The sequence below is a fragment of the Chitinophaga ginsengisoli genome, from assembly GCF_003014595.1.
Classification (GTDB): Bacteria; Bacteroidota; Bacteroidia; order Chitinophagales; family Chitinophagaceae; genus Chitinophaga; species Chitinophaga ginsengisoli.
This window is the reverse complement of record NZ_PYGK01000027.1, coordinates 43,063-54,616: the sequence shown is the minus strand read 5'-3', so window position 1 is coordinate 54,616 and position 11,554 is coordinate 43,063. Positions and strand designations below refer to the sequence as shown.

12 protein-coding genes and 1 tRNA gene are annotated in these 11,554 nt (G+C 45.2%); 6 read left to right on the top strand and 7 right to left on the bottom strand.

All coding sequences use genetic code 11. The features are described from left to right. Positions 1-99: 99 nt before the first annotated feature. Positions 100-174 (bottom strand) — tRNA-Glu (locus CLV42_RS33155). Between the two features lie 100 nt (positions 175-274). On the opposite strand from CLV42_RS33155, the gene CLV42_RS33150 reads away from it, so the two are divergent. Next, positions 275-661, top strand: a complete 387-nt coding sequence (locus CLV42_RS33150) for a response regulator (protein ID WP_106606249.1) — start codon at positions 275-277, stop codon at positions 659-661. A 514-nt stretch (positions 662-1,175) separates the two neighbouring features. Beyond that, a complete protein-coding gene (locus tag CLV42_RS33145; RefSeq protein ID WP_106606248.1) occupies positions 1,176-2,474 on the top strand; it encodes a hypothetical protein in 1,299 nt (432 codons plus the stop codon). A 78-nt stretch (positions 2,475-2,552) separates the two neighbouring features. Here CLV42_RS33145 and CLV42_RS33140 read toward each other — a convergent pair whose 3' ends face one another. Next, the gene (locus CLV42_RS33140) at positions 2,553-3,395 is read right to left on the bottom strand and encodes a dienelactone hydrolase family protein (RefSeq protein WP_106606247.1); all 843 of its coding nucleotides are present in this window, start codon (positions 3,393-3,395) and stop codon (positions 2,553-2,555) included. Between the two features lie 152 nt (positions 3,396-3,547). Between CLV42_RS33140 and CLV42_RS33135 the strand changes: the two genes are divergently transcribed. Next, on the top strand, positions 3,548-5,155 hold the full coding sequence (locus CLV42_RS33135) for a PAS domain S-box protein (RefSeq protein ID WP_106606246.1): 1,608 nt from the start codon (positions 3,548-3,550) through the stop codon (positions 5,153-5,155). A 4-nt stretch (positions 5,156-5,159) separates the two neighbouring features. On the opposite strand, the gene CLV42_RS33130 is transcribed toward CLV42_RS33135, so the two are convergent. Beyond that, positions 5,160-5,564 carry a response regulator gene (locus CLV42_RS33130; RefSeq protein WP_106606245.1) on the bottom strand — a complete coding sequence of 135 codons (405 nt, stop codon included), beginning with the start codon at positions 5,562-5,564 and terminating at the stop codon, positions 5,160-5,162. A 93-nt stretch (positions 5,565-5,657) separates the two neighbouring features. Here CLV42_RS33130 and CLV42_RS33125 point away from each other — a divergent pair, with 93 nt between their 5' ends. After that, on the top strand, positions 5,658-5,912 hold the full coding sequence (locus CLV42_RS33125; RefSeq protein ID WP_146154553.1) for a hypothetical protein: 255 nt from the start codon (positions 5,658-5,660) through the stop codon (positions 5,910-5,912). 12 nt (positions 5,913-5,924) lie between these two features. Here CLV42_RS33125 and CLV42_RS33120 read toward each other — a convergent pair whose 3' ends face one another. The 3 genes from CLV42_RS33120 to CLV42_RS33110 form a co-directional block, all read right to left on the bottom strand. Continuing rightward, the gene (locus CLV42_RS33120; protein WP_106606243.1) at positions 5,925-6,716 is read right to left on the bottom strand and encodes a DUF5995 family protein; all 792 of its coding nucleotides are present in this window, start codon (positions 6,714-6,716) and stop codon (positions 5,925-5,927) included. Between the two features lie 114 nt (positions 6,717-6,830). Next, on the bottom strand, positions 6,831-7,604 hold the full coding sequence (locus CLV42_RS33115) for a glycoside hydrolase family 16 protein (RefSeq protein WP_106606242.1): 774 nt from the start codon (positions 7,602-7,604) through the stop codon (positions 6,831-6,833). A 199-nt stretch (positions 7,605-7,803) separates the two neighbouring features. Then, on the bottom strand, positions 7,804-8,367 hold the full coding sequence (locus CLV42_RS33110) for a Crp/Fnr family transcriptional regulator (protein WP_106606241.1): 564 nt from the start codon (positions 8,365-8,367) through the stop codon (positions 7,804-7,806). 127 nt (positions 8,368-8,494) lie between these two features. Here CLV42_RS33110 and CLV42_RS33105 point away from each other — a divergent pair, with 127 nt between their 5' ends. Together CLV42_RS33105 and CLV42_RS33100 are read left to right on the top strand one after the other, a co-directional pair. Further along, positions 8,495-9,271: a type 1 glutamine amidotransferase domain-containing protein gene (locus CLV42_RS33105; protein ID WP_106606240.1), complete on the top strand. Its 777-nt coding sequence runs from the start codon at positions 8,495-8,497 to the stop codon at positions 9,269-9,271. Positions 9,272-9,401: 130 nt separating this feature from the next. After that, complete coding sequence (locus tag CLV42_RS33100; protein ID WP_245901800.1) at positions 9,402-10,997, top strand: RICIN domain-containing protein; 1,596 nt, start codon at positions 9,402-9,404, stop codon at positions 10,995-10,997. On the opposite strand, the gene CLV42_RS33095 is transcribed toward CLV42_RS33100, so the two are convergent. Continuing rightward, positions 10,998-11,498: a hypothetical protein gene (locus CLV42_RS33095; protein ID WP_146154552.1), complete on the bottom strand. Its 501-nt coding sequence runs from the start codon at positions 11,496-11,498 to the stop codon at positions 10,998-11,000. Between the last annotated feature and the right edge of the window lie 56 nt (positions 11,499-11,554).

The window sequence follows — 11,554 nt, the reverse complement described above, 5'->3', positions numbered from 1 at the left end:
CTAATGAATATGAATATTACTAAAAATATATAGCCCACCGTGGCGAGCTATATATTTTTAATTTTTGTTGAAATCTGACCTTTTTAGTCAGCCCCACTTTGGTACCGCGTACGGGAGTCGAACCCGTCATTCCTCCGTGAAAGGGAGGCGTCTTAGCCGATTGACCAACGCGGCCTTTCCCGTTTGGGATTGCAAAGGTAGCGAAATACTTTATTCCGCAAAATTTTTTTTAAATATTTTCAAAAAGGAGAGAATACCCCACCTTTGTACTACTATGGGAAAACTAAACATACTTATAGCAGAAAATGACGCAAATGGTAAGGTCCTGATACAGGAATCATTTGTTGATACGGGACTATTTAACGTAGTCGCGGTAGCAGAAGATGGAAAGATCCTGAAAGATATCATGGAGGAATCCGATATCCTGTTCCCGGATGTGATCCTGTCAGCCGCAGGACATGGTTATGATGTACTCTATTACATTAAAAGAAGTGATGCTTTCCGGGAAATTCCGGTGGTAACCTATTCCGCCTCTGATAGTGGCAGTGAGGAACAGAAGTGCCAGCAAATGGGCGCTTTAAAACACTTCATCAAGCCTGACAATGCTCCCGGCTACCAGAAAATGGCCAAAGAACTGTATGACCTCTTGCTCGGGGAATAAATTATCCCGCCTGCCACGCCACTAACCAACCCTCCAGGTTGGTCAGTAATACTTTATATACTAACTGTATTTAGCCATGACGATCAGTCATGGCTTTTTTATGTCCGCATCAAAACGGGGTGTCAACCCAGTGAATTATCTACCATAACTCATATACAAACCATCCTCCAGCCATATATAACCCATATATAACCCATACTTTTTAAATATGGGTTATATATGGGTTGTATATGGCTTATATATGGGTTATATATGGGTTATCTCAGGGAATGCACTGGAATAGCGGCCTTACAAAGCTATAAGAGAAAGTATATTATATTATGTATTAATTAAGAGATGTTTGCAGAGTAATTAATAATGATATATGAATAAGTTGCCTGAAGATAAATCCTTATATGAGCCATTTGAAAAACAATGCTTCTCGGGATAATGCAATGGCACTTCATGTAAATCCGGGTCGAACAATTGAGAAAGTTATGTAATTTGGCCCGCCGCAGTCAACAAACGACTACTTATGAATAGGAAGAACCTATTTCTGCTTCTTTTAGCTCTTTTTATATTCCGGGTGATTTATGGATTGTGCTCGGAGTTCTGGTTCCCCGATGAATTACAAATCTACCTGATAGGATTAAAGTCCTTTACCACCGGTACCTGGCCAACCTACGGCCCGGATGTCGTGTATACCAATACACAGATCCCCGGTGCTTTACAGGGATTGCTGGTCAGTGCTGGTTTTTATATTGCGAAGCTGCCAGAGATGCCTACCCTCATCCTCAACATTTTATCTTTTGCCAGCCTGTCATTACTGGCATACTATATCACCCGCCGGATAAAGGGCATTCCCGCCTGGATGATCTGGGTGTTGTGTATGACCACGCCATGGGCCATGTACTATCCCACCAGGGTCGTGAAACCTTCCTATACAATGGCGCTGGCTATTCCTTTCTTTATCTGCCTGCTGGAGGTATTGCCTATGAGCAAGGACAAGTTTATCCCTCCCGGACTGGCTTTCTTTGTAATGGGGCTCGCCACCACCATGATCATGCAGTTACATCTGTCCTGGGTTCTATTGCTGCCATATGCCGGAGTAGCATTCCTGTTCTCTTACCGGCTGGCAGGAATAAAAAGTACTTCCGTACGTGTGATGGTCTACCTTGCGGGATTGATCCTCGGAGCGCAGACGCTGATCCCGACCTGGCTGCACCCCGATCCGGAAGCAGGTAAGGTGGGGGCTAATGTTGTATTCAACTGGGAGAATATTAAAAATATCGTAACCATCCTGACAAGGTACTGGTCGTTCGCTTCTTTTGAGGTCCCTTACGTAATAGGCAATTCTGAGGAAAAGTGGCAGCTGATGAAAGAACAGATGTGGGTGACTCCATTCCTGTTTTTCCTGCTGATAGTCGGGTTCGCACAGGTGGGATTGTTCATTCTTTCTTATTTCATCAAAACAGACAATGAGGAGTGGAAGAAAATGAGATGGCTGAACCTGTTCACGTTCCTGCTGGTGTTTGCCAGCTTCTTTTTCTCGATCAAGGGACCGTCTTCACATACCTTCTGTATGTTGTTGCCTTTGCCCATGATCTATTCTTTCTATTGTTATGAATGGCTGGTGTCAAAGAAGGCGTTCGTTCTGAAATTGCTGCGCATTATTATCATCAGTGGTATCTTCTTCCATATCGGCCTGGGGATCTTTAATTTCCAGCACAGATCACTGTACAAAGACAGGGCTAAGGTGGTGGAAGCACTGGACAAAATGGACTATAAGATATTGGGAGAAAGACGTTCTGACGACTTAGGTTACGGTTATTAAGCCGCCTGATCAGACAGGCATATAAAATAAAAGGAGCGTCCCGGTTCAGAGACGCTCCTTTTATTTTATGCTTACATATTACTTGAATATTACACCGAAGAAAGCGCGCATATCGTTCCAGGAAGCAGTATCCGCTGCCGGGTTGTATGCAATAGGCAGGTTGAACTTTTTGCCGTTTGCAGTAGAGGCTGGATTTGTGAAGGCATGGGTTGCGCCTGCATATTCCTTGAAGGTATAAGGAATGTTCAGGGAGTCCAGCTGTTTTCTGAAAGTAGCCACGTCCTGTGCGGGCACAAACGGATCGGCCCCACCCTGGCAAACCAGGATCTGTGCTTTTGTCAGGCCTTTTACAGGAGGTACACCCTGTAGTCCACCGTGGAAACTTACCACGCCATTTACAGGAAGCCCTAGTTTAGCGCCGTTCAGCACCATGGAGCCACCAAAGCAGTAACCGATCGCTGCAATGCGGGTAGTATCGGCCTGCGGATAGGTTTTGGCTTTTGCCAGCGCTGCCTGCAGTCTGCTGAATCCAAGCTGTGGATTAGTGTAGAATGGTGTGGCATATGCTTTTGCCTGGTCAGGATTATCAGCATGTTTGCTTCCACCGTACATGTCTATACCAATAGCCAGGTAACCCAGTTCTGCAAACTGTTTGGCCCTGCCTTTTATGTAGTCGTCCAGTCCCCACCATTCAGGAACGATCAGTACGATTGGCTTTTTAGCAGTGGTGTCATCGCTGAAAGCCACGATACTGTTCATTGTTACGCTATCCGCCTGAATAGCAACAGTTTCTTCTGTAATGGTCGGTTGTGTGGCCGTGCTGTCGGCAGCGTGCTCAGATGTTGAATGCTGGTTGTTGCAGGCTGTCATGCAGAGTGCTACGACCGCCGGCGCGATAATTGTTGCAATGTTGAATTTCATGTGATAGTTATTGAGTTAGTTATAATTGGATAGATATTAAAAAAAGGAAATAAAGGTAGACATTATACAGATTAAGCCGCTAGCCGTTTATCAAAAAATACACTCGCTATAAATCACATTAAATTTAACTTACTATTATCTAATTTCAAGGAATGGATCGTGGATTTAATACAACCATATCAAACGCTTTTCTTACTGATGCAGGAATATCACAACTGGATCTCCTGCAATTATTACCCATGGCAGCCTGTATATATAATGCCAGTGGAAAGATGATATTTTATAATGAAGCTGCTGCCAGGTTATGGGGAAGGAATCCCACATTAAGGCAGGCAAATGATATTTATGATGCTGCTTTACCGTGTTACACGGCGGAAGATCTCTATTTATCACACGATGCCGCTATGCTTAGTGCATTGATAAAAGAAGGGGCGCCCTGCGATGACTGGCAGGTTGTGATGGAACGCCCGGACAAATCGAAGGTGCTACTGAAAGGCACGCTGCTTCCTTTGAAAGATAAAAATGGGGTGACGACAGCTGTGCTGCATTGCTTTCAGGAAATTACAGTGACCACTGCTGCGCTGCAGGAAATTGATGAGCATATTGCCCGTTATACGCACCTGAACGAGGAATTGAAGAGGAGCGAAGAGCGCTATCATAAAATGATCGAAGAGGTAGAAGATTATGCCATCCTGATGCTTGACAAATCAGGTATTATCCAGAACTGGAATAAGGGTGCAGAAAAGATCAAAGGATATCTTGAGTCCGAGATCGTCGGAAAACATTTCAGCATCTTTTATCTGCAGGAAGACAGGGCAAGACATCTTCCTGAAAGGTTGATCACAGAAGCAAGAGAAACGGGGAAAGCCGTACAGGAAGGCTGGCGCGTACGTAAAAATGGTAGCCGCTTCTGGGGAAGTATTGTTATAACGGCCCTGCATGACGCAGAACAGCATGTTATTGGCTTCTCCAAAGTAACACGTGATCTGACAGAGAAGAAACTGGCGGAAGACAAGATCAGGCAGTATGCCAATGAGCTGGAGTTTCAGAATAAAGAACTGGAACAATTTGCCTACGCCGCTGCACACGATATGAAAGAGCCATTGCGGAAGATCCAGTTTTATAATAATTACATTTTCGACAATTCCGGTCTGCTGCTGCCGGAAAAAGCCAGGGAATATTTAATGCGGTCCATCAGCGCAGCATCCAGGATGCGTGGACTCATTGACGATCTGCTGACTTATTCCCAGGCATCTTCCTTCTCACAGGAAATGGTGGAGACTGACCTGAATGAGGTGATCAGGGAAGTCATCTCCTCTCATCATGACATCATTGAGAAAAATAATGTGATCATTGAAGCAGATCAATTTCCCGTTATGCGTGTGATCCCCTTCCAGTTTGCCCAGCTGTTTGATAACCTACTGGGAAATGCGCTGAAATACCGGCATCCTGAACGTCAGCCACATATTACTATCCGTGCTGAGAAAACAGCAGAGCCTCCTGATGTCAGGAATACAGACTTTGCTGATCTCTGTTATTACAGGTTCTCAATAGCTGATAATGGTATTGGTTTTGAGCCTGATTATGCAGATAAATTGTTTGAACTTTTCCAGCGATTACACAGTCAACCCGGTATTACAGGTTCAGGAATTGGGCTTGCTATCTGCAAGAAGATCGTACTGAATCACCATGGCGTCATTAAGGCATACGGTAATCCTGGACAGGGCGCCAGGTTTGATATCTATATTCCCTGTGAATAAGGGCTCAGCCCTTACCCGCTTCCAGCATTTGCCTGGCGATATTGTCTAATTCATCTATTTTGGTAGGCTTCACAAAATACTGAAGAGCGCCTTTTTCCATACAGCTCCTGACGTGCTCGGGCTGATTGGACGTGCTCCATACTACCTTGGGAATGGCTTTCAGACGGGGAATTTCCCGGATTTTCTCCAATACCTCTATTGCGTTGTAGATGGGCATTTTATAGTCAAAAATGAGCAGTTCCGGCAAACTGGCCTCGGGACAATTCAGAAGGTATTCAACGGCTTGCAGCCCATTCACCACAGAATAAATGTCTGCTGTTGGCTCTAGTCTTAAAATTGCGTCTTTCAGAATTTCCTGGTCTTCAGGATCATCATCTGCTAAAAAGATAATTTTAGCCTTGCTCTCCATATGTTTTATCTCAGTTTTCGATGCTTAAATTATGTATTCTTTTTAAAAAAAAAGCTTTTCCCCCGCAGATTGTTTTGCCGGTATGCCCTGACAATGAATGCGCTACGCCTGTGCTGGATGGCTGCAGTACTTTACAGCAGACCTTTATTGCCTGTAATAAAGGATGATGATGGTAATCGGCCGGAAGGTACAGAAAAGAGAACAATCACAACGAGAAATGTGTTCAATTCCATCGTGTTGGCAGAGCCTGTCACCTGTTGGATAGCAGCCTTCATTCCCATGATCGTAAAGACCAGCGTGCAATACATCTCTGGGGTAGCCTTCCGGTATTGTGAAGGGCATAAGTAATAGTCCGAAGATTTATGCCGGTTGAACGGAGACGCGTATATATGTCTTCTTTGATTTATAAAGTGTCTCTATGATCCTCCGTGGATTTTTCCATTCAAACAGATGAATGATCCATACGGTGAATTGGATCAGTTTTCCGGCAGGGCGTAATAAGCCTTCTGCCAACTTACGGATGCTGGTATCTCTTGCCGTAATACAGGCGGTATAGTCCGCGCCCTTCTTGCCATATAATTCTTCTGCGAAGCTCCAGGCGCCATCGCGGGCGTTAGTGATACTGAACTGGATCAGGATAGACTGGTCGTTGTTAGCGTTCAACCCTAAGAGTGACATAAAGGGAGAGATGCGGTTGATCTCTGTAATGACTTCCCCGGTCAGGGAACCAAGGATGTTGTTAATAGCATTGAAATCTTTACGGGTAAGCTGAATGTCCTGGTTGCCGGCAACTTCAACCGCGGCAATACCCAGGTCCAGGTTGATATGGGCATTCATGCCCAGGAGGAGTTGCTGCAGTACCAGTACAGATGATCGCTTTGTGCCTTCAAAAGCGATGGCCCAGGAGCCGGTAGGGCGCTGACCGTTTTTATATTGTGTTACGGCTTCCAGGTAGCGGTTGGCGAAGATGACGTCCAGCTTTTCCATACGGGAGCCGTTTTCAAATTCATTATTGCTGATGCCTTCTTTTACCCTGACGGTAACTTTATGGTAGAGGGCTGCGAAGTAGCCAATCCGGTCGCCGGTATCTGAAGCGGAGTTAATAATTTCTTCCAGTTGCTGAATGACTTCGTTGATTGTGTGGGCGGCCATATAAGTATTTTGGGATAATTGGCCCTAAATGTAAAATATTTAAATAAGAAAAGGGTTAACCGGAAGGTAGAAACCTTCCTGGCGTAACCCTCTCCATTACAAGACTTACAACACTTACGCAGCGGTAAATGTGAATGAGTGTATAATGATTTCAACTTCCTGCTGGTTAGACGGTGCGTTACCGTTAAACAGCCAGAGGTTCATATGTACCGGTAAAGATAATGTGCTTACATTGAAACCTGCCGGCGTTGTCCATGGGAAGAAGGAGTTAGCTTCGTCCAGGCCGTGGCCATGGTAGCCCTTGTAAGACACAGCAGTGCTGCTCCGGGTGAATTTGTAAGAACTATAAGTGCCGTTCAGTCCCAGCTCATAGGTTTGTGATACACTACCGGAACCGGAAGCAGGATATACGGTATAGTTGAAGTTAGGCCATGCATTGTTTCCCCAGCGGGCAAACTCGATGTCTACTTCATGGTGTCCGTCATCACCTGCCTTGTAATTGAACAGCCCCAATACGATGTTTTTGTCCAATTTATCTACCGCACCTTCTACTTTCCAAATATAAGAACCGTATCCGAATGTTTGCTGGGAAGTTACTTCAGCGCATAGCCATCTGCCGGTAGCGGGATCTTTCCTGATCTTCAGATGTAGGTGCCCCTCACTGTCTACCCATACACTGCCGGCGCTCCAGTAGTTAGGGCCAGGACCAGATGAGCCTTGCTCTCTTACTTCCCATGTATAACCGCTGAAACTAATGGTGGTAGCAGCTTTACGTGCTCCGCCATCCGCGGTGATGTTTGTCGAAGGGGTATCTTGGGTTGTTGCCGCTTCTTTGCTGCAGCTGGTAAAAATGGCTAGTGCCGCAATGATGATTGTGAGTTTTTGCATAAATAATGGTTTACTTGAAGGATCAAAAATTTTGGCTAGCCAGTATAATGACAACCGGGGAGAGGGGATACTTTGATGGAAAGGAGAAGTTTTTTTCAGAAAAGTATAACAGGACTCATTTACAATGGGTTAGAATGGGAGGACAAGGCACTGGTATCATCCATTGAGATACATGATAACTTCAACTCCTTTGCCACTATTAAACATGCAATCTGCTCAGCGTCTCCCTTGAGACACCTAAATAGGCCGCTATCATGGCTTTCGGGACGCGCTGAAAGAGGGAGGGGTATTGCTCCAGTAATTGCTGGTACCTGGATTGGGCATCATTCTTCATCAACGCCATCACTCTTTTCTGCATGCTGACAAACCCAGAGGTGATCTTTAGTCTGCAGAAACGTTCGAACTGATGTAGTTCATCGCACAATCGCTGTCTGTCGTCAAATGATATGTATAGCAATTCTACATCTTCCAGGCATTGGATGATAAAGGACGACTTTCCATTGGTATGCAGTGCCATGTAATCGGACACCCACCAGTTCTCCATAGAAAACTGCAGGATGTGTTCTTTCCCGCTGTCGTCAATCGTGAATGTTTTCAGTAACCCTTTCAACACAAAATATTCATGGTTGACAACATCGCCGGGTTGAAGGAGGATGGAGTGTTTCTTAAATTTCTTGAGATGGTAACAGGGGGCTATATGCTCATATTCTGCATCGGTCAGTTTGACTAATTCCTCAAAGTGTTTTCTAAGCGCTGGATGCATACAGATCTCTTAAATGGCTCAAACTTAACAAAAAATATAGTGTGATCTACATCACATCAAATGTGTGAGCCAGGTCCTTGGGCTGAGAGGCTGTATGGACCTAGCTTTGTAGAACAAAAACAAATATATGAAAACGAAGATCAAATATGTGGCAGCATTTATGGTCCTGATGGCATTGGCTTTTTCCGGCATGACAGCAAGCGCTCAGACAAAAAAAGCGAAGAAAGTACTGATCGTGGTAACGTCTTTCGAGACTGTGAGCGATGATGTTAAGACAGGTCTTTGGATGGAAGAATTTGCCGCCCCTTATTACTATCTGGTAGAGAATGGCGTAACTGTTACGGTGGCTTCTCCCAAAGGAGGGAAGGCACCTATCGATGCTGCAAGCATCAGTGATCAGCTGATCGCACCTGTTTCAAAAAGGGCATTGAATGATCCGCAAGTACAGCGTTGGCTTAATAATACAGTTCAACTGAGTACGGTAAAGGCGAAAGATTATGATGCGGTATTCTATTCCGGTGGCCACGGACCAACCTGGGATATGCCTGATAATGCAGCGTCTATTGCATTGATCCAATCGTTCGTTGAACAAAAGAAACCAACTGCTTTTGTATGTCATTCCGCTGCAGCATTGAAAAATGTGAAGACTAAAAACGGTGAATACTTGTTGAAAGGTAAAACTGTGACAGGCTATTCCAACGATGAAGAAGTGGCAGGACAAACAGGTGCAAAAGGTGCTTTCCTGCTGGAAGATATGCTGAGAGGCCGTGGTGCAAACTATCAAAAGGCAACGGAGAAATGGACTCCTTTTGCGGTGCAGGATGGTTTACTGATCACAGGTGAGAATCCGGCTTCCTCTCAGATCACAGTTGAGAAGTTGCTGGCTACACTTAACGCTAGATAACTAGTTATTACCTGCTGAATAGATGCTTGTTTAGGATTGCGTGTATACAAAAGCTATCAGAAATGGTAGCTTTTGTTTTTATATCTTGTATATCGATGTTATAATAACCCTACTCAAAATGCCACGTATCATGAAAACACTTATTGTATTACTATCCATTTTGTTTTGTAACCTGCATCCCGCAATAGCAAATCCGCAGGTGCTCCCTGACTATGTTACCGTTACGCTCAGGAATGTAAAGAGTAGCAAGTACATGGAGGTAAGCGGGAATCCTATCTTAAACGAAAAGTACAAAGACAGTGCTGCCTTGCAGCAATGGGAAGCCTCGATCTCGCGCGGTGAAACGGACCGCTGGCAGAAGTGGCATCTGATATATCGGGTTACAGCCAACGGTATCAGGTATTACCATATCCGAAACCTGCATAGTGGTAAACTGATGGATGCAAATGGGACCATTGTACAGCAGCTTGCAGCACTTCCGCAAGCCGCTGACAGACAACTATGGCGGTTGGAAGATAAAGGCAACGGACAATACTGGATCTTCAATAAAGGTAGCGGACTGGCGTTATCGCTTGCAGGAGGCACAACAGGTAACGGCGTGAAAGTGATCCTCGATAGAACGGCAAATGATGGCAGACAGTCCTGGATGCTCAACATTATCGCTAATGATACTTATCGTGATGATGCCTTAGTACGTTTCTTTTACCGGAATAATACCACACAAGGTTCTGCCGCTTTTGATCAGGGGAATAGTATTCCTCTCACCTGGGAAGCTAACAACGGAAAGGTGTTATGGGTAACGCAGGATGCATGGGATGGCGTTCAGCTGCAACCCAACAAAATGTTCAACTGTGGTGATTTTCACCGGTATAGTAATTCCGTGTTGATCCAGCCGGCTGGAGCTGACTGGGATCCTGAGCACAGTCCCAATATGACCATCAACAACAGCACTTCTGGTAAGCCGCGGCAGGTTTTCAATATACAACCCGGTACTTCATGGAGCTGGGCTGGTCCGGGTATTGAGATTGGTGATAAGGTGTATGTGCATTGTGGGGAAGGGCAGGGGCTGGATATTACGGGGCAGTCGCTTTATCGCCTGACACAAAGCTCCGGTACAGAATGGAAGGCCGAGCGTACAGTACCTAACGGCCTGGATAGTCAACAGGTCATCACCTATTCCTGTGGTATGGTGAAGCCAGGCGATGGGTATGTGTATGTTTTTGGTAAAGAGGGAATTAGCTTCAATTATGCCAGTTATGTGCATGTGGCCCGGTTTCGGGAAAGCAATCCACTGCAGTGGGAATACTATAATGGCAGCGTGTGGACTGGCAGTCCCAGTCCCGGTAGTGCTGCTAAAATTGCAGAGGGCAGGGGAACTGTGAGCATCGCTTATCTAAATGGTAAATACATCCTGATGACTATGGATCAGGGCTTTGACTGTGATACAGCCAGGAATATATACATCGCCACTGCCAGTTCCCCGACAGGGCCGTTTTCCGGACAAACGCTGGTGTATACGATACAGGAATATTTTAAGGGAAAATATGCGCGGTACTATACGCCTGTGGTTCATCCTGAGTTTGATAATGGCAGGAATGAGCTGCTGTTGACGTATTGTTTGAACTTTTCGGCGTGTAAACTGGAGTCTTGTGAAGACGGCTATATGGATCCTTACTACTACCGGGTAAAGGGTATACGCATACCGTATGCAAAAATCGGTCTTTGATTACCTTCTGCTACTCCTGGATACCGGTTTTGCAGCAATGAAATAGCAAATGGCTAAATAAACTGCTGCATAAACAAAGATGTATAGGTCAGCAGTGCTGTAATAATGAGCCCAGCCGGAAGGCAGGTAATCCCTGGAAAAGCCGGTAAAGAAGATGTAGATGGCTTCTCTAAAGATACAAATGGCGTAAATCGCGATCAGTATCAATGTAAAGAGCACAGACCGTCGTAGTTTCCGTGAAAGTGTCAACAGGCAGGCTGCCGACAGGAAAAGGATGAAAGGGAGGGAACCGGCACTATGGTTCAGTTGCCAGGTATTGCGAAGATCCGTGACCAGGAAAACAATCATCAGAAATGCAGCAAGAGCAGCAATAATATTGGCAGTGGATAAATACCGGGGCCTCATTTTTCTTAAATGGGAGTTGAAGACAGCCATTACAAGAAAGCACGGGGTAGAGATGCCATAGGCTAGCAGCAGGTACAGGGGGATAGTTGTGTTCATACTTAAAAATAAGCAAAGGGCTTGATAAAAGATAATCGCCAGCCTGTTTCGGGCTG

What these genes read in the sequence shown, in the direction of transcription:
- CLV42_RS33150 (WP_106606249.1), top strand. Translation starts at nt 275, where the DNA reads ATGGGAAAACTAAACATACTTATAGCAGAAAATGACGCAAATGGTAAG.
- CLV42_RS33145 (WP_106606248.1), top strand. Translation starts at nt 1,176, where the DNA reads ATGAATAGGAAGAACCTATTTCTGCTTCTTTTAGCTCTTTTTATATTC.
- CLV42_RS33140 (WP_106606247.1), bottom strand. Translation starts at nt 3,395, where the DNA reads ATGAAATTCAACATTGCAACAATTATCGCGCCGGCGGTCGTAGCACTC.
- CLV42_RS33135 (WP_106606246.1), top strand. Translation starts at nt 3,548, where the DNA reads ATGGATCGTGGATTTAATACAACCATATCAAACGCTTTTCTTACTGAT.
- CLV42_RS33130 (WP_106606245.1), bottom strand. Translation starts at nt 5,564, where the DNA reads ATGGAGAGCAAGGCTAAAATTATCTTTTTAGCAGATGATGATCCTGAA.
- CLV42_RS33125 (WP_146154553.1), top strand. Translation starts at nt 5,658, where the DNA reads ATGAATGCGCTACGCCTGTGCTGGATGGCTGCAGTACTTTACAGCAGA.
- CLV42_RS33120 (WP_106606243.1), bottom strand. Translation starts at nt 6,716, where the DNA reads ATGGCCGCCCACACAATCAACGAAGTCATTCAGCAACTGGAAGAAATT.
- CLV42_RS33115 (WP_106606242.1), bottom strand. Translation starts at nt 7,604, where the DNA reads ATGCAAAAACTCACAATCATCATTGCGGCACTAGCCATTTTTACCAGC.
- CLV42_RS33110 (WP_106606241.1), bottom strand. Translation starts at nt 8,367, where the DNA reads ATGCATCCAGCGCTTAGAAAACACTTTGAGGAATTAGTCAAACTGACC.
- CLV42_RS33105 (WP_106606240.1), top strand. Translation starts at nt 8,495, where the DNA reads ATGAAAACGAAGATCAAATATGTGGCAGCATTTATGGTCCTGATGGCA.
- CLV42_RS33100 (WP_245901800.1), top strand. Translation starts at nt 9,402, where the DNA reads ATGAAAACACTTATTGTATTACTATCCATTTTGTTTTGTAACCTGCAT.
- CLV42_RS33095 (WP_146154552.1), bottom strand. Translation starts at nt 11,498, where the DNA reads ATGAACACAACTATCCCCCTGTACCTGCTGCTAGCCTATGGCATCTCT.